Raw genomic sequence first — 22909 nt, 5'->3', positions numbered from 1 at the left:
ATTCACAAACTTATCCACAGTTTGAATTTTGCGAGCGATCCTCACGATCGCAAAATCTTTTCCTGTATCGAACCTGAATAACTGATGTTTTCATCCTTCTGTGGCATCCTTTACGCATAAATTGATTAAAGGCACGGACATTATGGTTCAGATCCCAGAAAACCCACTTATTCTCGTCGACGGCTCTTCTTACCTGTATCGGGCGTACCATGCGTTTCCTCCTCTGACCAATAGCGCAGGGGAACCTACCGGCGCGATGTACGGCGTGCTGAACATGCTGCGCAGCCTGATTCTTCAGTATCAGCCCACCCATGCGGCTGTCGTTTTTGATGCGAAAGGCAAAACCTTCCGCGATGAACTGTTCGAACATTACAAATCCCATCGTCCGCCAATGCCTGACGATCTGCGTGCGCAGATTGAGCCGCTGCACGCCATGGTGAAAGCAATGGGCTTGCCGCTGCTGGCCGTCTCTGGCGTGGAGGCTGACGACGTCATCGGTACGCTGGCGCGTGAAGCTGAAAAAATGGGCCGTCCGGTGCTGATCAGCACCGGTGATAAAGATATGGCGCAGCTGGTGACGCCAGGTATTACCCTGATCAACACCATGACCAACACCATTCTGGGGCCAGAAGAAGTAGTCACTAAGTATGGCGTGCCGCCAGAGCTGATTATCGACTTCCTCGCGTTGATGGGCGACTCCTCGGATAACATTCCTGGCGTTCCTGGCGTCGGTGAAAAAACCGCGCAGGCGCTGCTTCAGGGGCTGGGTGGTCTGGACACGCTCTACGCTGAACCAGACAAAATCGCCGGACTTTCCTTCCGTGGCGCAAAAACCATGGCCGGGAAGCTGGAAGAGAACAAAGAGGTGGCTTATCTCTCCTATAAGCTGGCAACAATCAAAACCGATGTGGAACTGGAGCTGGGCTGTGAGCAGCTGGAAGTGCAACAGCCTTCCGCTGACGACCTGCTGAGCCTGTTTAAGAAATACGAATTCAAGCGCTGGACCACTGACGTGGAGGCCGGTAAATGGCTGCAGGCAAAAGGGGCCAAACCTGCTGCTAAGCCGAAAGAGACGATTGTCGTTGATGCCGAAGATCAGGCGGAAGAAGAAGCCGCAGCGCTCTCCTTCGACAACTACGAAACCATTCTGGAAGAGTCACAACTGATCGCCTGGATCGAGAAACTGAAAAAAGCGCCGGTCTTTGCCTTTGACACCGAAACAGACAGCCTCGACAACATCTCAGCCAATATGGTGGGATTGTCCTTTGCGACAGAGCCGGGTATTGCCGCCTACGTTCCCGTGGCGCACGACTACCTGGATGCGCCGGAGCAGATCTCCCGCGAGCGCGCGCTCGAGCTACTGAAGCCGATTCTGGAAGACGAAAAGGCGCTGAAGGTTGGTCAAAACCTCAAGTACGACCGCGGCATTCTGCAGAACTACGGCATTGAGCTGCGCGGGATTGCCTTTGACACTATGCTCGAATCCTACATTCTGGACAGCGTGGCGGGCCGCCATGATATGGATTCCTTATCTGACCGCTGGCTCAAGCACAAAACCATTACCTTTGAAGAGATTGCCGGTAAAGGGAAAAATCAGCTCACCTTTAACCAGATTGCTCTTGAAGAAGCAGGGCGCTACGCGGCGGAAGATGCCGACGTCACGCTGCAACTGCATCTGAAGATGTGGCCAAAACTGCAGAAGCACGAAGGTCCGCTGAACGTATTCCAGCATATTGAAATGCCGCTGGTGCCCGTGCTGTCCCGTATCGAACGCAATGGCGTTAAGATCGATCCAACGGTGCTGCATAACCACTCTGGCGAGCTCGCGCAGCGTTTGACCGAGCTCGAGCAGAAAGCGCATGACCTTGCCGGCGAGCCGTTTAACCTCTCTTCACCGAAACAGCTGCAAACTATTCTGTTTGAAAAGCAGGGCATCAAGCCGCTGAAGAAAACCCCTGGCGGCGCGCCGTCAACCTCTGAAGAGGTGCTGGAAGAGCTGGCGCTGGACTACCCGCTGCCAAAAGTGATTCTGCAGTACCGTGGTCTCGCGAAGCTGAAGTCTACCTACACGGACAAACTTCCGCTGATGATCAACCCGAAAACGGGCCGCGTGCACACGTCGTATCATCAGGCGGTAGCGGCAACCGGGCGTCTCTCGTCAACCGATCCTAACCTGCAGAACATTCCGGTGCGTAATGAGGAAGGGCGCCGCATTCGTCAGGCCTTTATAGCTCCTGATGACTACCTGATTGTCTCGGCTGACTACTCGCAAATTGAACTGCGCATTATGGCGCACCTGTCCCGCGATAAAGGTCTGCTGACGGCATTTGCGGAAGGAAAAGACATCCACCGGGCGACCGCGGCGGAGGTCTTTGGTTTACCGCTGGACAACGTGACCAACGAACAGCGCCGCAGTGCAAAAGCGATCAACTTCGGTCTAATTTACGGCATGAGCGCGTTTGGCCTTTCACGCCAGCTAAACATTCCGCGCAAAGAGTCGCAGAAGTATATGGATCTTTACTTCGAGCGTTATCCGGGCGTTCTGGAATATATGGAACGCACCCGCGCGCAGGCGAAAGAGAAAGGTTACGTTGAAACCCTGGATGGCCGTCGTCTCTATCTTCCGGACATCAAATCCAGCAACGCGGCGCGCCGCGCTGGCGCAGAGCGTGCGGCGATCAACGCCCCGATGCAGGGTACCGCAGCGGACATCATCAAGCGCGCAATGATCGCCGTTGATGCCTGGCTGGAAAAAGAGAAGCCGCGCGTGAAAATGATCATGCAGGTACACGATGAACTGGTGTTTGAAGTGCACAAAGACGATCTCGATATTGTGTCGAAAAAGATCCATGAACTCATGGAAAGCAGCATGACGCTGGACGTGCCGTTGCTGGTGGAGGTGGGAAGCGGTGAAAACTGGGATCAGGCTCACTAAAGGTTCTTTGAATAACGCGCTTTTTATGTAAGTTAGCAACATAACAACGCGCGTTTTGTGACGATCATTAGAATTCCCTATGTAAAGAATGAAAAAAAACTACAAAAAGTGCTTTTTCTACAGCAAAAAAAGGGGTAGAGTTATCGACGTAGGGTACAGAGGTAAGATGTTCTATCTTTCAGACCTTTTACTTCACGTAATCGGATTTGGCTGAATATTTTAGCCGCCCCAGTCAGTACTGACTGGGGCGTTTTTTATTGCGGCAAAGAAAAGTTCGGGCAAAAAAAAGCGCGGACATCGCCGCGCTCGGTATTACTCTTCTTCCGCTTCCGTCGCGGGTTCCAGCTCGTTAAACCAGCTGTCGAGCTTCTGACGCAGCTTGTCCACGCCCTGTTTTTTCAGCGAAGAAAAAGGCTCAACCTGTACATCGCCATTGAAGGCCAGTACCGCTTCGCGAACCATATTCACCTGCGCTTTACGCGCGCCGCTTGCCAGCTTGTCGGCTTTCGTCAGCAGCACCAGCACGGCGATATCGCTTGCTACGGCCCAGTCGATCATCTGCTGATCGAGATCTTTTAGCGGGTGACGAATATCCATCAGCACCACCAGACCTTTCAGGCACAGGCGTTTTTCCAGGTATTCGCCCAGCGCACGCTGCCACTTGATCTTCATCTCTTCAGGCACCTGCGCATAACCGTATCCCGGCAAGTCTACGAGGCGTTTGCCTTCAGCCACTTCGAAGAGGTTAATCAGCTGGGTACGGCCAGGTGTTTTTGAGGTACGCGCCAGGTTTTTCTGATTGGTCAGCGTATTCAGGGCGCTGGATTTCCCCGCATTTGAGCGGCCAGCGAATGCCACTTCAATACCGGTATCAGAAGGCAGGTGGCGAATATCGGGCGCACTGGTGACAAAATGCGTCTGTTGGTAGTTCCAGGTAGTCACGTGGTCGTCTCCAAAAATCGTAATCTGGAGGGATTATACCCGAATGCGGGCAAAAGGCTTTTCTCATTGCACGAGGCTTGCAGGCGAATGCCCAAACGGCTGTAAGAGATCGGCTAATGTTGCTATGGTAGATTTCAGAGAATTCGCAGGCGTCAAAAAATGCAAACTGTTTTAAATCATAATCTTATTTCCAGGTAATTATCTGAAAATCCGTATTTGTACCGTTTCGTTGCTTGTTAGTTTAACGGAACAAGGTAAAGTATGCGGCAAGGCGAGGAAGCCAACAGGAAATCGACTTAAGGATTAGGGTCAGGAGCGCCAGGAGGCGAAGACGCAGGATAGTCAGGACGACCAGCGCCTGGAGGCGTTTTAACAGGAAATGGAACCATACACGGACGGTATCAGCCAAAGGATAAACAGGGTGTGTTGTTGGTAAACATGGAATGTCTGACCCGTTAAGGGTTGTGAGTCAGGAAAAAGGCGACAGATTGCTCTGTCGCCTTTTTTCTTTGCTTGCTTTCTGCTAGATTTCGCCGCAATTCTATACTGAAGAAAACGACTTTAAGATAAAACATCATGAAAAAACCAACCTCCGCTGCGGGCGCGAAACGCCCTGCAAAAGCACGCCGCAAAACGCGCGAAGAACTGAACCAGGAAGCGCGCGACCGCAAACGCGACAAAAAACATCGCGGTCATGCTGCGGGTAGCCGTGCAAACGGCGGTGGTGCAGCGGGCGCTTCTGCAAAAGGCAAACAGCAGAAAGACCCTCGTATCGGCAGTAAAACTCCCATTCCACTGGGCGTGACAGACACCCCGGTCACTAAGCAGCACAAACCAAAGAGCGAGAAACCTATGCTTTCACCGCAGGCTGAGCTGGATATGCTGGAGAACGATGAGCGCCTGGACGCGCTGCTGGAACGTCTTGAAGAGGGTGAAACCCTGACCGCCGAAGAGCAGTCATGGGTAGATGCCAAACTGGACCGCATTGATGAGCTGATGCAGAAGCTGGGTCTGTCTTACGATGACGAAGACGACGAAGAGGAAGAAGAAAAGCAGGAAGATATGATGCGTCTTCTGAAAGGTGGAAACTAACATTTGCACCCGGCAGGCACGATAGTCCTGCTTATAACCCTTCCGGTTATATGTTATCTGGTGTGGTTATTCGTTAAACTACGGCGGTTGTCGCGGCGACAGAAGTGGCTGCGCACCCGAATGATGGCCCGCGATGGGGCCAGAACGGGCCGCCGTATACGAACGCGACACCAACGGAAGGAGTGAGCATGTCAGCACCAACTATCGACTGGGATTTGGCCCTAATCCAGAAGTATAACTATTCCGGGCCGCGTTATACCTCATACCCCACCGCGCTGGAGTTCTCCGATGCCTTCGGCGAGGAGGATTTTCAGCAGGCCGTCGCGCGCTATCCAGAGCGTCCGCTGTCGCTCTACGTCCATATTCCGTTCTGCCACAAGCTCTGCTACTTCTGCGGCTGCAATAAAATCGTGACCCGTCAGCACCATAAAGCCGACCAATACCTCGATGCGCTCGAACAGGAAATTGTGCACCGCGCGCCGCTATTTAAAGGTCGTCACGTCAGCCAGCTTCACTGGGGGGGCGGCACGCCAACGTATCTCAATAAGGCGCAAATAAGCCGCCTGATGACGCTGCTGCGCGGAAATTTCAATTTTAACGACGACGATGAAATCTCGATCGAAGTCGATCCGCGTGAAATTGAGCTGGATGTACTGGATCACTTACGCGCCGAAGGCTTTAATCGTCTGAGCATGGGCGTGCAGGATTTCAATAAAGAGGTGCAGCGTCTGGTCAACCGCGAGCAGGACGAGGAATTTATCTTCGCCTTACTCAACCACGCGCGTGATATCGGCTTTACCTCGACCAACATCGACCTGATTTACGGCCTGCCAAAGCAGACGCCGGAGAGCTTCGCCTTCACGCTGAAGCGCGTGGCTGAACTTAGCCCAGACCGCCTGAGCGTCTTTAACTATGCGCACCTGCCGACGCTATTTGCCGCCCAGCGCAAAATCAAAGATGCCGATCTGCCTTCTGCCCAGCAGAAGCTGGATATCCTGCAGGAAACTATCACCTCTCTGACGGAGAGCGGCTATCAATTTATCGGCATGGATCACTTTGCCCGTCCGGATGACGAGCTGGCGATTGCCCAGCGTGACGGCGTTCTGCACCGCAACTTCCAGGGTTACACCACTCAGGGCGATACCGATCTGCTCGGCATGGGTGTCTCCGCCATCAGCATGATCGGTGATAGCTACGCGCAGAACCAGAAAGAGCTGAAGCTCTACTACCAGCAGGTTGATGCAACCGGCAACGCGCTATGGCGCGGCATCGCGCTGACCCGTGACGACTGCATTCGTCGTGATGTGATTAAGGCGCTTATCTGCAACTTCCGTCTCGACTTTAGCGACGTGGAAGCACAGTGGAATCTGACATTCAGCGAATATTTTGCGGAAGACCTGAAGCTGATTGCGCCGCTGGCGAAAGACGGGCTGGTGGATGTGTCGGAGAACGCGATTGAGGTCACGCCGAAAGGGCGTCTGTTGATCCGTAATATCTGCATGTGCTTTGACGCGTATCTGCGCCAGAAGGCGCGTATGCAGCAGTTTTCACGGGTGATTTAAGGCGCAAAGCCGGGTAAGGCGAAGCCGCTACCCGGCTTTTACATTTTAACCTGCTAGCTAAACAGCCCAACCAGCGCCGCACATAATACCGCAGCAACAGCGGTTTGCGGCGTGTGGCTTTCAGCTGCTCCGCTCGACAGTAAAGTCACTAATGATTCCAGCATGATGGTTCCCCCAATTTCCGGGCACGATCATACAAAACTCATCGGAACAGTAAAGCGCAAAATAACGGCAATTTGCGCTCAATTAGTAACCTTTACACAGCGGCGTACGATCACTCCATTCCCAGCTCTTTCAGCTTACGCGTCAGGGTATTACGTCCCCATCCCAGCAGGCGCGCGGCTTCCTGCTTATGGCCCTGCGTATGACGAAGCGCGGTGGTCAACAGCGTACGCTCCATCTCTGGCTGAGCCTCAGACAGCAGGTTTTGATGACCGGAACGCAGCGCGCGGTCGGCCCACTGCGCCAGCAGCGTTGCCCAGCTGTCCGGCAGCGCGTGCCCGGTGCTGCTTTCGGGCGCGGTGGCCTCAAACAGTTCGGCAGGGAGATCCTGAATCAACACTTCCTGTCCGGCGGCCATCACGGTCAGCCAGCGGCAGGTGTTTTCCAGCTGGCGTACGTTGCCCGGCCACGCCAGACGGGTGAGGGCGGCATCGGTTTCCGGGTGAAGCTGCTTGGCTTCCACGCCCAGCTCGCGGGCCGCCACCTGCAGGAAATGACGCGCCAGGCGCGGGATATCTTCCCGACGCTCGCGCAACGGCGGCAGGTGGACGCGGATCACATTCAGGCGATGGAATAAATCCTCACGGAATTTGCCCTCCTGCACGCGCAGCTCCAGGTTCTGGTGCGTCGCGGCGATAATACGCACGTCCACCTTCACCGGCGCGTAGCCGCCCACGCGGTAAAACTGCCCGTCGGCCAGCACGCGCAGCAGGCGAGTTTGAACGTCCAGCGGCATATCGCCGATCTCGTCCAAGAACAGCGTGCCGCCGTCAGCCTGCTCAAAGCGCCCCTGGCGAATGGTATTCGCGCCGGTAAACGCCCCTTTTTCGTGGCCGAACAGCTCGGACTCAATCAAATCCTTCGGGATCGCCGCCATGTTCAGGGCGATAAACGGCGCTTTTGCCCGCGGGCTGTGGCGATGTAACGCATGCGCCACCAGCTCTTTACCTGTACCCGATTCCCCGTTAATCAACACGCTGATGGACGAGCGGGACAGACGGCCAATAATGCGAAACACGTCCTGCATCGCCGGCGCTTCGCCGATGATGTCGGTGGTTGGCCCATAATCGGGTGCGTGGCGCGGCTGTTGTTGCTCCTGGTAGTGGCTAATCGCGCGCTCAACCAGCGCCACCGCTTCGTCGATATCAAACGGTTTGGGCAGGTAATCGAACGCCCCTTGCTGATAGGCGCTCACCGCGGCATCCAGGTCGGAATGAGCCGTCATTATGATGACCGGAAGCATAGGATGGCGCTGTTTGATCTGCTTTAACAGCGCCAGCCCGTCCATGCCCGGCATGCGAATATCCGACAGCAGAACGTCCGGCGTTTTGGTGGTGAGTGCGTCGAGCACCTCGCTGCCGCTCTCAAACGTCGTGCAGCTTAAACCTGCCCCTGTGAGCGCGCGTTCAAGCACCCAACGGATGGAGCTATCGTCATCGACTACCCAGACTATCCCTCGTTGCATAAACGTCACCTTTATTTTTTAATCGGCAGGAAAACCGAAAACTCGGTATGTCCCGGCCAACTGGTAAATTCAATTTTTCCGGAGTGCTGATCGATCAAGCTGCGGGCGATAGATAAGCCCAGTCCCGTACCGCCTTCGCGCCCGCTTACCATTGGGTAGAACAGGGTGTCCTGCAGATGAGAAGGAATGCCAGGCCCGTTATCCTCAACGTCGATGCGTGCCGCCAGACGATAGCGCACGCCGTGCAGCGTAAGCTGGAAGGCGGTGCGGGTGCGTAAAATAATCTCGCCGCCTTCCGGCCCCAGCGCCTGCAGGGCATTGCGCACAATATTCAGCAGAACCTGCTCAATCTGGTCCGGGTCATGCGCCAGTTCCGGCAGGCTTGGGTCGTAATCACGCACCAGCGTGACGTTCTCCGGCAGCTCCATGGAGACGAGCTTCACCACCCGTTCAGCGACTTTATGAATGCTTTCTGAAACGTGCATACCCGGCTGCTGCGGCCCGAGCAGGCGATCGACCAGGTTACGCAGGCGGTCCGCCTGCTCAATGATGACGTTGGTATACTCCGCCAGCGCAGGGTCGGGCAGGGCTTTGGTCAGAAGCTGCGCCGCGCCGCGTAACCCACCCAGCGGGTTTTTGATTTCATGCGCCAGACCGCGCACCAGGTCACGGGCGGCAATTTGCTGCGCATGCTGAAGCTGCTCCTGGCTCAGGCGACGCTGATTATCCATCGGCGCCATTTCCAGCAGGATCAGTCCTTCCGGCAAACGTTGCGCAGTAAGGGAAAGAATATGTGAGCGCCCGTCGATCACCAGCGTGACTTCGTTATCGGTGAACCCCTGACCGGCCTGCAAACTTTCCTGCATCAGGCCAATATTCAGCGAGAAATAGCTCAACAACTCAGGAAGCGGGGTGCCAAACAGTTTGCGGGAACTCTGGGCGAGCAGCTGTTGCGCCGCCGGGTTGGCGTAATGGACGGCCAGCTCGTCGTCGACCAGCAGAATGCTGTTAATCAAAGAATTGAGGATCTGCCCAGCATCGGGCAGCGTGCCAGTTGCCATTCAGCAGTCTCCTGGAGTCGTTGCACTGTTTTAGTGCAGTATAGCGGTTTCGGCGTAAAAAGCGCGTGAGATCAGGTTGTTGGTGGAGAAAAAAGCCCATCCGGAGATGGGCTAAAAGTTTCCACGGCAACTACCCCCGGCGCTTTTGACGCCGGGTAAAACAACTAAATTAAACGCTGTAGTACAGTTCGAACTCAACCGGATGCGGAGTCATACGCACGCGGTCGTTCTCTTCAGTACGCAGGGCGATGTAAGCATCGATAGCGTCGTCAGTGAATACGCCACCCGCAGTCAGGAACTCGCGGTCTGCATCCAGCGCCTGCAGGGCTTCTTCCAGAGAGCCAGCAACCTGTGGGATCTCTTTCGCTTCTTCTGGCGGCAGGTCGTACAGGTTTTTGTCCATCGCTTCGCCTGGGTGGATCTTGTTCTTGATACCGTCCAGACCGGCCATCAGCAGCGCTGCGAAGCACAGGTATGGGTTAGCCGCTGGGTCCGGGAAGCGCACTTCGATACGACGCGCTTTCGGAGACGCCACCACCGGGATACGGATGGAAGCAGAACGGTTACGCGCAGAGTAGGCCAGCATAACTGGGGCTTCGTAGCCCGGGACCAGACGCTTGTAGGAGTTAGTGGTTGGGTTCGCCAGGGCGTTGATCGCTTTAGCGTGTTTGATAACACCACCGATGTAATACAGCGCCTGCTCGGACAGACCGGCATATTTGTCGCCAGAGAACAGGTTGGTACCGTTCTTGGACAGAGACATGTGGCAGTGCATACCGGAACCGTTGTCGCCAAACATTGGTTTTGGCATGAAGGTCGCGGTTTTACCGAAACGGTGCGCAACGTTGTGCACAACGTATTTGTAGATCTGAATTTCGTCCGCTTTTTTGGTCATGGTGTTGAAGCGGGTTGCCACTTCGTTCTGACCCGCAGTCGCCACTTCGTGGTGGTGCGCTTCAACAACCAGGCCCATCTCTTCCATCACCAGACACATGGTGGAACGGATATCCTGTGCAGAGTCGACCGGAGGAACCGGGAAGTAACCGCCTTTCACACCAGGACGGTGACCTTTGTTACCACCTTCGTATTTGGTGGAAGAGTTCCATGCGCCTTCGATGTCGTCGATAGCCACGTGGGAGCCAGAAATAGAGGCACCGAAGCGGATGTCGTCGAACAGGAAGAACTCTGGCTCTGGCCCGAACAGAACGGTGTCCGCGATGCCGGTGGAACGCAGGTACTCTTCAGCGCGTTTAGCGATAGAACGTGGGTCGCGGTCGTAGCCCTGCAGCGTGCCTGGCTCGAGGATGTCGCAGCGAATGATCAGAGTTGGTTCTTCGAAGAACGGATCAATGACCGCTGTGGTTGCGTCTGGCATCAGAACCATGTCGGATTCGTTAATGCCTTTCCAGCCACCAATGGAGGAGCCGTCAAACATTTTGCCTTCTTCAAAGAATTCGGCGTTCACCTGATGAGCAGGGATTGTGACGTGCTGTTCTTTACCTTTGGTATCGGTGAAGCGCAGATCAACAAACTTCACTTCATGTTCGTTCAGCATCGTCAAAACGTGTTCAGCGGACATACTTAACTCTCCAGATTGGTCATTGTCGTCGTGGTAACGAGGTCTTCAATTTCTGTTGGTACTGGCTGTTGCCATGTATTTTTTATAAAGCGAAATCTGTGCCAACTTTTAAAACACCCCAAAAAGGCGTTATCATGCGCACCATAGTGCAAAAGGGCTGCACCATGATGGATTTTTTGCACCAGTATAGTGCTTCAATGTGAACATTAAGCACCATATTGGTGCAATTTACGTTAAAGTGCCCTTTTACCGCTCCGTGAAAGCGATCACAAAGCATCTCTGCAATACTTGTTTGCGGGGGATGTTTGTGATCCTGTTTTGTAGTGCGATTAATCCGTGTACAATAACGCGCTATTTCTAAATGCCTGAGGCAAAGTTGTGATCGAAAATTTGCGTAACATCGCCATCATCGCGCACGTTGACCATGGTAAAACTACCCTGGTTGATAAGCTGCTGCAGCAATCCGGTACGTTTGATGCGCGTGCCGAAACCCAAGAACGCGTGATGGACTCCAACGATTTGGAGAAAGAGCGTGGGATTACCATCCTCGCGAAAAACACCGCGATTAAATGGAATGACTACCGTATCAACATCGTTGATACCCCAGGGCACGCCGACTTCGGTGGTGAAGTTGAACGTGTAATGTCCATGGTAGACTCCGTTCTGCTGGTCGTTGACGCAATGGATGGCCCAATGCCACAGACGCGCTTCGTGACCAAAAAAGCTTTTGCCCATGGTCTGAAGCCAATCGTTGTTATCAACAAAGTTGACCGCCCTGGCGCGCGTCCTGACTGGGTTGTTGACCAGGTCTTCGACCTGTTCGTTAACCTCGACGCGACCGACGAGCAGCTGGACTTCCCTATCGTTTACGCCTCTGCGCTGAACGGTATCGCAGGTCTGGACCACGAAGACATGGCTGAAGACATGACCCCGCTGTATCAGGCGATTGTTGACCGTGTTCCTGCGCCAAACGTTGACCTGGAAGGCACCCTGCAGATGCAGATCTCCCAGCTCGACTACAACAACTACGTTGGCGTAATCGGCATTGGCCGTATCAAGCGCGGTAAAGTGAAGCCTAACCAGCAGGTCACTATCATCGATAGCGAAGGCAAAACCCGTAACGGTAAAGTCGGTAAAGTCCTGACTCACCTGGGTCTTGAGCGTATCGAGAGCGACATCGCTGAAGCGGGCGACATCATCGCGATCACCGGTCTGGGTGAACTGAACATCTCCGACACCATCTGCGATCCGCAGAACGTCGAAGCGCTGCCAGCCCTGTCCGTTGATGAACCAACCGTATCCATGTTCTTCAACGTCAACACCTCTCCGTTCTGTGGTAAAGAAGGTAAGTTCGTTACCTCTCGTCAGATCCTTGACCGTCTGAACAAAGAGCTGGTGCACAACGTTGCGCTGCGCGTTGAAGAAACCGAAGACGCTGATGCATTCCGCGTTTCCGGTCGTGGTGAGCTGCACCTGTCTGTTCTGATCGAAAACATGCGTCGTGAAGGTTTCGAGATGGCGGTTTCCCGTCCGAAAGTAATCTTCCGTGAAATCGATGGCCGTAAACAAGAGCCGTTCGAAAACGTAACGCTGGACGTAGAAGAGCAGCACCAGGGCTCTGTGATGCAGGCACTGGGCGAGCGTAAAGGCGACCTGAAAAACATGAATCCAGACGGTAAAGGCCGCGTACGTCTCGACTACGTGATCCCAAGCCGTGGCCTGATCGGCTTCCGTTCTGAGTTCATGACCATGACCTCCGGTACCGGCCTGCTGTATTCCACCTTCAGCCACTACGACGACGTTCGTCCGGGCGAAGTGGGCCAGCGTAACAACGGCGTACTGATCTCCAACGGTCAGGGTAAAGCGGTTGCGTTTGCGCTGTTCGGTCTGCAGGATCGCGGTAAGCTGTTCCTGGGTCACGGTGCTGAAGTTTACGAAGGCCAGATCATCGGTATTCACAGCCGTTCTAACGACCTGACGGTAAACTGCCTGACCGGTAAGAAGCTGACCAACATGCGTGCGTCCGGTACTGACGAAGCAACGGTTCTGGTTCCACCGATCAAGATGACCCTGGAGCAGGCTCTGGAGTTCATTGATGATGACGAACTGGTAGAAGTGACTCCACAGTCAATTCGTATCCGTAAACGTCACCTGACCGAGAACGATCGTAAACGTGCTATGCGCGGTGCGAAAGAAGACTAATACGGTCAATCCGTAGTAAAAAAAGCCGCTGAGAAATCAGCGGCTTTTTTATTAGAACGAATAACGTAACCCCAGGCGGATCCTGTACTGCTCGCGGTTGTAATCATTCCATCTGTCCAGCCACTGGAGTTCGAGGTACGGCAGCCAGTTTCTGTCGATCTTATAGCTGAACTTGTTGGTAATTTCCCAGTGATGGTCTTTGCCATTTTTGCTGTGGTAATCATTTATCCGCTGGAAAAAATGCGGCTCAAAGGTGTAGAAAAACGCATCCGTCACCTTGAAATTCCAGTAGTTGGCGAATTCGTGCGTGTCGTTCTTATCCATCTGCCCGTTATAGTCCGGCGTATCGTAATTGTTATGGTTATAGCGATAGCGGAACGTCAGATTAAACCCGTCCGTGAATTTATAGTTGGTATCTAAATAAACCGCGCCACCCGAACCGGCGCTGCTGTCGTTGATCAACCCGCCCGGCTGGAAGGTGAGTTTGTCCGTCGGTTTAAAGAGCGGATACCACCCCTCTATTTCGTTATAGCTGTGCTTGAGCTCATCCCACCTCCCCACGTTGTAGGCGTTGGTGAACATCAACCCCGCGCCCATATCGAAGTTATAGCCGGCACGCAGGATCACTTCGTGCAGCTCAGAGGCCGTATTGTAGGCTTCACGGGTTTCAACATATGCCCCGGCGAATACCGGGCAGGACACAGACGACACGATCAGTACAGTGATGATTCTTTTCATAATTTGTCCATGTATCAGGTACAGAAAGGCCTCCCTCCTGATGAACAGGAAGGAAATACGGGCCGAATTTATTGTTATAAAGTGACTGCTGACGCTTTATTGTTGGGTGTTATCTCAGGGGTATTCGCTGACTGTTTTTTCCGTTTTCCAATCTCCTCGATAATAAAGGCGAAGCGCGCTTCGTTGAGTTTATAAAACAGCCCCATGGTCACGGCGGCGACGATTGCCAGGCCGCACGGCCAGAGGAAAATAAGCTGACGCAAACCCAGCAGCGTGCCCGCGCTCTGCACGGCGTGCGGAACGTAGCCGATCTGGGTCAGCATGATGCCGGGCAGGAAGCCGGCGAGAGCGGCGGAGATTTTGCGCGAGAAGGTGTAGCCGGTGTAAACCGATCCCTCGGCGCGAATGCCGGTTTTCCACTCGCCGTAATCAACGGTATCCGGCACCAGCGCCCAGTTCAGGCTGTTCACAAACGCGGTGCCGAAAAAGGCCATGCAGGAAAACAGCACGAACAGCAGGGAGCTGGTTCCCCAGAAGAAGTTCAGCACGTCGCCCACCGCCCACAGCGCCAGCCCGCCCAGATAGACCGGCTTCTTGCCAAAGCGCTTCACCGCGCCGGGCACCAGAAACACGCCAATCAGAATGCAGCCCATGCTGAAAAAGCCCATCCACGACAGCAGATGCAGGTCGTTCAGCACGTACTGGGTGTAATAGACCTGAATCGCCAGCTTGATGTTGAACGCGGCGAGAGTACACAGGTTGGCAATGCACAGCACCAGCAGCGGCGGATTGCGGAAAATCGCGCAGAACGATTTCAGAATGCCGGGCTTATGGTGATCGGGCGTTATCTCGACATAGCGCTCTTTCACCCCGCTGTAGCACCACCACATGCAGAACAGGCCGCCGGTGACGAACACCAGCGCAGCCACCAGATAGCCGAGGGAGGGCTGGTGGACGAACAGCGCCTGAATGGGCATAAAGCCGACGGTGCAGAGCAACAGCCCCACCGTGGCGCCGCCCTGTCGCCACGCCGCCAGCTGCGCGCGCTCGTTCGGGTTTTTGGTGATGGCAGGGACCATCGCACCGTAGGCACAGTTCATCAGGCTGTAGCAGAGCCCAAACATCATGAAGAGCACGGTGGCGAGCGCCGTTTTGACCGTCAGGCTAAAGTCGTTGGCCATAAACTGCGCCGTCGCGACCAGCGCCACCGGGACGGAGGCGTAAAGTATGAATGGCCGGAACTTCCCCCTCGGGCCAATGTTACGCCGGGAATCCAGCAGCACCCCGGTCAGCATGTCGGTGAACGCGGTAAAAAACTTCGCCACCAGGAAAATAATGCCGCCGTAAAACGCGGGCATCCCCAGTTCATCGGTGTAAAACTTCAGCAAATACAGCGTGCCAATACACAGCATCAGATTCGAGCCAAAATCGCCCATCCCGTAGGCGCACTTCTCTCGCAGGCTCAATTTCAGGGTTAACGGATCAGTATTGTATGTCATGGTCGATCCTCAGAGCGCCCCGCAGGGCGCTCTATCACGTCATTTAGGCCGTACGTTTGCGCAGTTCGATCTCTTCCACGATGCGCACATACATCTTCTCGTTGAGGTTGTAGAAGCAGCCCATCGCCACGATGGTGATGACCGCCAGCAGGCTCGGATAGATAAATATCAGCTGCCGCAGCCCTTCAACCGTCCCGGCGGACTGCACCACGTTCGGCACATAGCCGATCTGCGTGAGCATGATCCCCGGGAAGAAGCCGGCCAGCGCCTGGGATACCTTCCTGAAGAAGGTAAAGCCGGTGTAGACCGTCCCTTCGGAGCGCACGCCGGTGCGCCACTCGCCGTATTCCACGGTATCGGATACCAGCGCCCAGTTCAGACTGTTCACGAACGCGGAGCCGAAGAACGCCAGGCAGGAAAACGCCACAAAGCTCACCGAGCCGCCGCCGAAGAAGTAGTTAAGCAGATCGCCCGCCACCCAAATTGCCAGCCCGCTGATATAGACCTTTTTCTTGCCGAAGCGCCGCACCGCGCCGGGCATCATAAAGACGCCGATAAAAATACAGCCCATGCTGAAGAAGCCCATGTACGACAGCAGGATCGGGTCGTTCAGCACGTACTGCGTGTAGTAGACCTGAATGGCGAGCTTAACGTTAAACGCGCCCAGCGTGCACAGGTTCGCGATACACAGGATAAACAGCGGGCGGTTCCCGGCAATGGCGCGAAACGACTGCAACAGCCCCGGCTTTTGCGCCGGGTTGGCAGGCTGCGTCTCGACGTAACGCTCGGTAACGCCCTTATAGCACCACCACATAAAGAACAGGCCGAACAGCGAGAAGAGGGTGGCGGCAAAGATGTAGCCAAGCTGGTCGTTACCCTCAATCAGGTTCATCACCGGGACAAAGCCCACCGTACAAAGCAGCAGGCCCAGCGTAGCGCCGCCCTGACGCCAGGCGGCCAGCGAGGCGCGCTCGTCCGGGTTTTTGGTGATGGCGGGCACCATCGCGCCGTAAGAGCAGTTCATCATGCTGAAGAACAGGCCGTACAGCATGAACAGCACCGTTGCCATCACCGTTTTGCCGGTCATCTCAAATGGCGTACCGACGAAGTTGGCAATTGCCAGCAAGGTCACCGGGAAGGCGGCATACAGCACGAACGGGCGGAATTTCCCTTTCGGGCCAATCTTGCGCCGGGAGTCGAGCATGATACCGGTGCCCATATCGGTGAAGGCGGTAAAAAACTTCGCAATCAGGAAGATAATCCCGCCGTAGGTGCCGGGCAGCCCCAGCACGTCGGTGTAAAACTTCAGCAAATAGAGCGTGCCGATATCCAGCAGGATGTTAGAGCCGAGATCGCCCATCCCGTAGGCGAGTTTTTCTTTAAACGGCAGGCGTAGGGTTGCCGGATCGGAAGTATGTTGACTCATTATTGTTCTCCGTCTGCCCGCAGGTTTCCCTGCGGGCGAGCCTTATCAGATATCACGTAAGGTGCTAAACAGATCTGCCCATTCGCTGTGCTGGCGATAGAAGACCGGCGGCTTGCCGATCGGGGCATCAACGGTCACGTCACCGCCCTGGCAGGTTTCCCCGGTCCACGCATTGACCCAGCTGTCCTGCGGCAGATAAAGCGACCAGTCCCGGCGGCCCTCTTCATGAACCGGTGCCACCAGCAGATCGCGGCCAAACAGGTACTGGTATTTCAGCGTGTAGGCGCGCGCGTCGTCCTCGTAGTGCAGGAACAGCGGACGCATCACCGGCAGGCCGCTTTTCGCGTTCTGCGCAACCGCAGCTTTGATGTACGGCTTCAGGGTGGTGAACACGGTGGTCATGCGCGCGAAGTGCGCGATGGTTTCCGCATCGCCGTCGAACTGCCAGTTGTCGCCAGGGCGGTTGCCCTCGTGGGTACGCATCATCGGCGTAAAGGCGCTGAAGTCGCACCAGCGCAGCAGCAGCTCCTTGCTGCGCTTCATCTCGAACAGGGTGGTGTAGCCGCCGATGTCGCTGTGGTGCAGGCCGTGCCCGGTCATCGCCAGCGACAGCGCCGCAGGGATGACGGACGCCAGGCCGTCGTCCAGGCTCCAGTCGACGTTCTGATCCCCCGCCCACATCATCACCGAGTGCTTCTGGCTGCCGGTGTAGCCCGCGCGCATGAAGAACAGGATCTCCCCGAGCTTGCCGGTCTCCTGAAGCGCTTCGTAGTTACATTTGGCCCACAGGGCAGGCCAGGCGTTATGCATGATCTCTGCGCTCACGCCGTTATGCAGGAAGGTGTCGGTCGGCAGATATTCCCCGAAATCGGCCATCCAGCCGCCGCAGCCCAGTTCGATCAGGTTCTTTTTAATGACCTCTTTGTACCAGCCGTAGGCTTCCGGGTTGGTCAGGTCGATAACGCCCGCGTAAAACTCGCCGAACTCAACGTGGTAGTCTTCACCGTCGGCGTTTTTGGTCAGATAGCCGCGTTTCGCCGCCTCTTCGCAGAGATCTTTATCGCTGGCGACGTACGGGTTGATATAGGAGAGGAACTGCACCCCTTCCTGTTTCCACTTCGCAATCCGCTCATCAAGCTGCGGATAGAGCTCGCTGTTCCACTTCCAGTTCCACATCACGCGTTTGCCGAAGGAGGTCATGCGGATGCCGGACCAGTCCTGCGCCCAGATGCCGTTCACCTTCACGCCGCCCTCGCGCATGGCGTCGAGCTTCTGCTGGCACACCTCGGTGCCGCCCTGGATGCCCAGCGTCACGCCGTCGTAAACCCAGTCCGGCAGCTCCGGCTGACGTCCCAGCAGGCCGGTCAGTTTTTCCAGCAGATCGACGTACGTTTCCGCACATTCGAAGCGCAGCGTGGCGTTATCTTCCCAGAACGCCAGCTCGTGGAAATCCGGCGCGCTGAAGTCAAAGTTCATGTAGCAGCTGTTATCCACGTGGCAGTAGTACTTCTGGGTGCTCACGAAGGTAGGCTGCGGGAAGAAGGTCCAGTAGTAGTCACCACCCGCGTTCTCTTTGCAGTCGGCCTGCCAGGTGACGTAGGTCTGCTTGTTGCGCCCCACGCCCTGCTCGCTGGTCCAAAGCGGGAACGGCTTGCCGCGCAGGTCGAAGTACGAGAATTGCTCGCCGCAGCCGTAGATATGATCTTCCGGCTGCGCCGCCAGCCGCAGCCAGATGCGGTTATGGCCGGGAGCATCATTTTTCAGTTTCAGCTCCAGACGGCCTTCCGCATCCACGCCCACCAGCAGGGTGGCGCTCACCGCATCGCCGCGGGTAAAGCGGATGGCCCAGCCCACGCTTTGCTGCGTGACGGTCGCGTCCGTCAGGGCAATCTTTTCGTTGAGCTTGTCTTTAATGCTGAAGTTGCCGCGAAACATCTCGATATCGGCCTCGCCTGCGCCGATCCACAGGCAAGGCGCTTCTTCGGAGTGGGATAAAATCAGGCGATCCTGCCAGCGCAGGGTGAAGCCACGTTCGTTATTTTTCAGGTCAATATTGTGTAGGGTACGCATAAAAACTCCGTCTTTATTATTTGGCCTGGCTGTCCAGCAATCCGGCGGCGACGGCAGGCGCTAAGCCCGGCGCCAGCGGCAGGCGGGGGATCACCAGGCAGTGCAGCAGATGGTAAATATCCTGCTTGCCGTCCCAGACTTTGGTGGTCACTTCGTTATTGGTGTCCAGCTCCTGCCACCAGGAACCGTTTTCGTAATCCATCAGGTACTTGATGCAGTAATCCCACCACTTCTGATACCAGGCTTCGTACTGCGCCTCGCCGGTCACGGTATAGAGGGCATAGGCCGTGCCCATCGCCTCGACGATTGGCCAGCGCACGCGTTCCCGCACGATAGGCTTGCCGTCCCAGCCCACGGAGTAGACAAACCCGTCGGCGCCGTCGGGTGCCCAGGCGTCGCGGATGGTGGCGTGGAACAGGCCTTTTGCATCTTCCAGCAGCCACTCCGGCGGGGTTTCAAAGCGCGCTTCCAGCGCGGCGCGCAGATGCAGCATCAGGCGGCCCCACTCAATCCAGTGCCCCGGCGTGCCGCCGTAGGCGCGGAAGCGGTGAGCAGGGTTATCGATGTTGTAATCGCGGATTGGGTTCCAGTCGGTGTCGAAATGCTCGTTAACGCGATACTCACCTTTGCGCGCCACGTCGTGAATAATCACCGAGGCGATGCGCAGGGCGCGGTCGAGCCATTTCCGGTCGTGGGTCACGTCATAGACAATCAGGAAGGCTTCCACGGCGTGCATGTTGGCGTTACCGCCGCGGTAATCTTCCGTTTTGCTGAAGGCTTCATCCCAGGACTCGAGGCACATTTGCTCCTGTTCGCTCCAGAAGTAGCGCTCAATCACCTCGATGGCATCGTCCAGCAGCTTGCGTGCCTGCGGGTGGCCGGTGGTGACGGCGCTCGCCGCGCCCAGCAGGACGAAGAAGTGCTGATAGCCCTGCTTGGAGGCATCAATTACGCCTTCATCGTTTACGCAGGCGTACCAGCCGCCGTGCTGTTTGTCGCGCAGCGGGCCGTTGAGTGCATTAATGCCGTGCTCAACCAGGGTATACGCGCCGGGACGGCCCATGTTTGCCGCCACCGCGTACACGTGCAGCATGCGGGCGGTGATCCACAGATGGGTGCCCATATCGCTGCGAACCTGCCCGTTATTGCCCAGCCAGCCAAAGCCGGTCGGTACGGCGGCGTTTTTGCCGAAATCGAGAATGCGGTCGGTCTCTTGTTCGAGCCAGCGGTTGTGGCTCAGGGTGTTAAACCATTTCATGTTCGGGTCCTTTCTTAACGGCGAGCCATCATTTCGTCGACGATCTCACCCAGACGCTGAAGTTTTGGTACGGAAATATCACGCAGCATCAGCTCGGTATCCGGCAGGCCAATCACCGATGACCAGACGGCGCGACCGGCTAAAAAGCCCGATGCCCCCGCCTGCATCGCCACGCTCACGGCGCGCGGGAACAGCTTATCGTCCACACCGGAGGAGAGGATCACCCACGGCATAGCGATGTTCTCGTTCAGCTTCTGCGAGGCCGTCAGCAGTTCCTGCTGCGTGCCCTTACCAAACAGCGGCATCTCCACCTTGTAGAGGTCGGCACCGCTGTCGCCCAGCTCTTTGGCCGCATCGATAATCGCCTGTTCGCGGTTAAACGCGGCTCCGCGACGCGGCGGACGCACCACCGGCTCGATAATGCTCAGCAGCCCGTTGTCGTGGCACAGCGTATTGAACGCTTTCACCATCTCCAGGCGCTGCTGCGGATCTTCATCGCTACGCCACAGCACCAGCAGCTTCAGCGCCTTGCCGCCGTCGCGTTTGACCGCCTGGGCGTCGATGCTTTTGTCGATCACCACGCTGTCGACCGGAATACCGTTCCCCGGAATAAACTCGTCGGCCGCCACAATCATCGCGCAGCTGTTGGCTACGGCCTGCTGCTCCACAATCTGGCGATAGCAGAACTGCTGGTCGACGAGAATGGCAGAGGCGTACGGCGACAGAATCTTCGCCGCGTTGACCTTAAAATCCGTCAGGTGCTGGTCGGTTACCGGCACCGGCGCGCCTGCGGCGGCAAACATCAGGCGCATCGCTTCGCGCTGATCCACGGCCAGCATTGCAAAACCGCCGGAAGGTCGGGTGATATCTTTCAGGGTGTACATCGTCATTCCTCAGTCCTTTCGTATCAGTGTGATTTTTTCAGCCCGGCAGATGCGCGAACCTGTTCAAGAATGGCCGTCCAGTCTTCGCGCCCGCGCCCGGCGGCGCGTGCCTGGTTGTAAACTTCGCGGGACGCCGCGCCCAGCGGCATCGGAACGTGGAGCTGGTTAGCCACGTCCAGGGCGATCCCCAGATCTTTATGCGCAAGGTCGATCATGAAGGCCGGGGAAAGATCGCCTTTCAACACCTTGTTCGGCCATGAGGTGGTGAAGTGACCTTTACCCGCCGGCGTGCCGTTCATCACCTTCAGCGCCACGTCAAAGGAGAGGCCAAGCGCTTCACACAGCACGGCCGCCTCGGCGGAAAGCGCGTTCAGGGCGATGCTCATGTAGTTATTGATGAGCTTCACGCGGATGCCCATGCCTGGCCCGCCGGCGTTAATCAGCTCATTGCCCATCGCCATTAAGACGGGGGTGGCGCGTTCCACCTGCTGCGCGGTGCCGCCCGCCAGCAGGAGCAGCGTGCCGGCGATGGCATGGTCAGACGTGCGTCCCACGGGCACGTCCATCAGGCTGAAGCCGCGTTCAGCCATATCGCGGATCAGCGCGTCGGTTTGCAGCGGGTGGATGGTGGACATATCAATCACCAGCGCGTCGCGGGATAACCCTTCGCACACGCCGTGCTCGCCGAACAGCACGCTGCGCACCAGGTCGCCGTTTGGCAGCATGGTGATGACGAATTCGGCATCCGTTGCGGCCTGAGCAGGCGTAGCCGCCGCCCGTGCGCCGCTCTCTACCAGCGCCTGAACCGCCTGCGGGTTCACGTCAAACACGTTAAGCTGGTGGCCTTGATTCAACAGATTCTTCGCCATTGGCGCGCCCATCTGCCCTAAACCGATAAATGCGATTGCTGACATGCCTCTCTCCTGTCACATCGTGTCAATTTCTGCGCGTTTGTGTTGTCTGTTTTTGATCGTATTTGTAATTTATAGTCAAAAAATTGACACGGGTCACTTTTTAAACATTTGGTGAAATTAAAATGAAGGCATCAGAAATCGCAGAAGGAATCACCATGACTCGCATCGTTTGTGTCGGCATTACCGTGCTGGATCGCATCTGGTATCTCGATGATTTACCTAAGGAAGGAGGGAAATATGTCGCGAAAGACTATACGGAAGTGGGCGGTGGCCCGGCGGCCACGGCGGCGGTGGCCGCGGCAAAACTGGGTGCGGAAGTGGATTTTATTGGCCGGGTGGGGGACGACGATACCGGCAGACGGCTGCTTGCGGAGCTGGAATCCCTGGGGGTGAAGACCCGTTACACCCGCGTATTTAAGGGTGCCCGATCGTCACAATCGGCGGTGCTGGTGGACGCGGGCGGAGAACGAGTGATTGCCAACTATCCCAGCCCCGATCTCCCTGCCACGGCAGACTGGCTGCATGAAATCGACTTCTCGCAATGGGATATCGTGTTAGCAGACGTGCGCTGGCATGACGGGGCAAAACAGGCGTTTACCCTGGCCCGTCAGCAGGGCGTTCCTACTTTGCTTGATGCCGACGTTACCCCGCAGGACATCGCGGAGCTGATAGCCTTAAGCGACCACGCGGCCTTCTCCGCGCCGGGCCTGCGGCGACTAACTCAGTTGGATAAAGCAGAAGATGCTCTTAAAAAAGCACAAATGCTCACAAATGGACATGTGTATGTCACTCAGGGGCGAGACGGCTGCTACTGGCTGGAAAACAGCGCCTTGTGTCATCAATCCGGCTTTGAGGTGAACGTGGTGGATACCACCGGCGCGGGCGACGTTTTCCACGGCGCGCTGGCGTTCAGCCTGGGACAGCAATCCACCGCCGCAGACGCCGTGCGTTTTGCCAGCGCCGTCGCAGCCCTGAAATGCACAAAGCCCGGCGGGCGCGCGGGTATACCCGACTGTGATCAAACCCGCTCTTTTTTGTCACTTTTTGTATAAAATGCGGA

The 22909-nt window shown here is 56.2% G+C and carries 18 protein-coding genes; 6 read left to right on the top strand and 12 right to left on the bottom strand.

From position 1 onward, the window contains the following. Positions 1-142: 142 nt before the first annotated feature. Both polA and spfP read left to right on the top strand, forming a co-directional pair. A complete protein-coding gene (gene polA / locus OKF39_RS00610; protein WP_126327363.1) occupies positions 143-2935 on the top strand; it encodes a DNA polymerase I in 2793 nt (930 codons plus the stop codon). A gap of 166 nt (positions 2936-3101) precedes the next feature. After that, positions 3102-3149 (top strand): small protein SpfP, encoded by a 48-nt coding sequence (gene spfP, locus OKF39_RS00605; RefSeq protein ID WP_071892919.1) that lies wholly within the window; start codon positions 3102-3104, stop codon positions 3147-3149. 98 nt (positions 3150-3247) lie between these two features. Here the strand turns inward: spfP and yihA are convergent, their stop codons facing one another. Next, complete coding sequence (yihA, locus tag OKF39_RS00600; RefSeq protein ID WP_045630625.1) at positions 3248-3877, bottom strand: ribosome biogenesis GTP-binding protein YihA/YsxC; 630 nt, start codon at positions 3875-3877, stop codon at positions 3248-3250. Positions 3878-4453: 576 nt separating this feature from the next. On the opposite strand from yihA, the gene yihI reads away from it, so the two are divergent. Both yihI and hemN read left to right on the top strand, forming a co-directional pair. Continuing rightward, complete coding sequence (gene yihI / locus OKF39_RS00595) at positions 4454-4969, top strand: Der GTPase-activating protein YihI (protein WP_028014895.1); 516 nt, start codon at positions 4454-4456, stop codon at positions 4967-4969. Positions 4970-5157: 188 nt separating this feature from the next. After that, complete coding sequence (gene hemN, locus OKF39_RS00590; RefSeq protein ID WP_479983397.1) at positions 5158-6531, top strand: oxygen-independent coproporphyrinogen III oxidase; 1374 nt, start codon at positions 5158-5160, stop codon at positions 6529-6531. A gap of 53 nt (positions 6532-6584) precedes the next feature. Here the strand turns inward: hemN and OKF39_RS00585 are convergent, their stop codons facing one another. The 4 genes from OKF39_RS00585 to glnA form a co-directional block, all read right to left on the bottom strand. Beyond that, positions 6585-6695 (bottom strand): YshB family small membrane protein, encoded by a 111-nt coding sequence (locus tag OKF39_RS00585; RefSeq protein WP_017382667.1) that lies wholly within the window; start codon positions 6693-6695, stop codon positions 6585-6587. A 110-nt stretch (positions 6696-6805) separates the two neighbouring features. Beyond that, entirely contained in the window at positions 6806-8218 is a 1413-nt protein-coding gene (gene glnG, locus OKF39_RS00580; RefSeq protein ID WP_479983396.1) for a nitrogen regulation protein NR(I), read from the bottom strand. An 11-nt stretch (positions 8219-8229) separates the two neighbouring features. Further along, positions 8230-9279: a nitrogen regulation protein NR(II) gene (glnL, locus tag OKF39_RS00575; RefSeq protein ID WP_014172250.1), complete on the bottom strand. Its 1050-nt coding sequence runs from the start codon at positions 9277-9279 to the stop codon at positions 8230-8232. Positions 9280-9448: 169 nt separating this feature from the next. Continuing rightward, positions 9449-10858, bottom strand: a complete 1410-nt coding sequence (gene glnA / locus OKF39_RS00570; protein ID WP_008501856.1) for a glutamate--ammonia ligase — start codon at positions 10856-10858, stop codon at positions 9449-9451. A gap of 378 nt (positions 10859-11236) precedes the next feature. On the opposite strand from glnA, the gene typA reads away from it, so the two are divergent. Then, positions 11237-13060, top strand: coding sequence for a ribosome-dependent GTPase TypA (typA, locus tag OKF39_RS00565; RefSeq protein WP_028014891.1), 1824 nt, complete (start codon positions 11237-11239; stop codon positions 13058-13060). 51 nt (positions 13061-13111) lie between these two features. Here the strand turns inward: typA and ompL are convergent, their stop codons facing one another. From ompL to yihU, 7 genes are all read right to left on the bottom strand, one after another. Then, positions 13112-13798 (bottom strand): porin OmpL, encoded by a 687-nt coding sequence (gene ompL / locus OKF39_RS00560; RefSeq protein WP_045260222.1) that lies wholly within the window; start codon positions 13796-13798, stop codon positions 13112-13114. A 74-nt stretch (positions 13799-13872) separates the two neighbouring features. Continuing rightward, positions 13873-15297 carry an MFS transporter gene (locus OKF39_RS00555; protein WP_069733771.1) on the bottom strand — a complete coding sequence of 475 codons (1425 nt, stop codon included), beginning with the start codon at positions 15295-15297 and terminating at the stop codon, positions 13873-13875. 43 nt (positions 15298-15340) lie between these two features. Next, the gene (locus OKF39_RS00550; RefSeq protein ID WP_022649848.1) at positions 15341-16723 is read right to left on the bottom strand and encodes an MFS transporter; all 1383 of its coding nucleotides are present in this window, start codon (positions 16721-16723) and stop codon (positions 15341-15343) included. 45 nt (positions 16724-16768) lie between these two features. Beyond that, positions 16769-18793, bottom strand: a complete 2025-nt coding sequence (locus OKF39_RS00545; RefSeq protein WP_479983395.1) for an alpha-glucosidase — start codon at positions 18791-18793, stop codon at positions 16769-16771. 16 nt (positions 18794-18809) lie between these two features. After that, positions 18810-20051, bottom strand: coding sequence for a sulfoquinovose isomerase (gene yihS, locus OKF39_RS00540; RefSeq protein ID WP_102750839.1), 1242 nt, complete (start codon positions 20049-20051; stop codon positions 18810-18812). A gap of 14 nt (positions 20052-20065) precedes the next feature. Continuing rightward, complete coding sequence (gene yihT, locus OKF39_RS00535) at positions 20066-20941, bottom strand: sulfofructosephosphate aldolase (protein ID WP_102750838.1); 876 nt, start codon at positions 20939-20941, stop codon at positions 20066-20068. Positions 20942-20958: 17 nt separating this feature from the next. Next, on the bottom strand, positions 20959-21849 hold the full coding sequence (gene yihU, locus OKF39_RS00530; RefSeq protein WP_219260562.1) for a sulfolactaldehyde 3-reductase: 891 nt from the start codon (positions 21847-21849) through the stop codon (positions 20959-20961). A gap of 155 nt (positions 21850-22004) precedes the next feature. On the opposite strand from yihU, the gene OKF39_RS00525 reads away from it, so the two are divergent. Then, positions 22005-22901: a sugar kinase gene (locus OKF39_RS00525; RefSeq protein WP_193542546.1), complete on the top strand. Its 897-nt coding sequence runs from the start codon at positions 22005-22007 to the stop codon at positions 22899-22901. The last annotated feature ends 8 nt before the right edge of the window (positions 22902-22909 follow it).

The organism is Enterobacter cloacae complex sp. HYC042_NIDB (genome assembly GCF_056673315.1).
The sequence above is the reverse complement of the archived record's forward strand: the minus strand, read 5'-3'. Positions and strand labels throughout refer to the sequence as shown.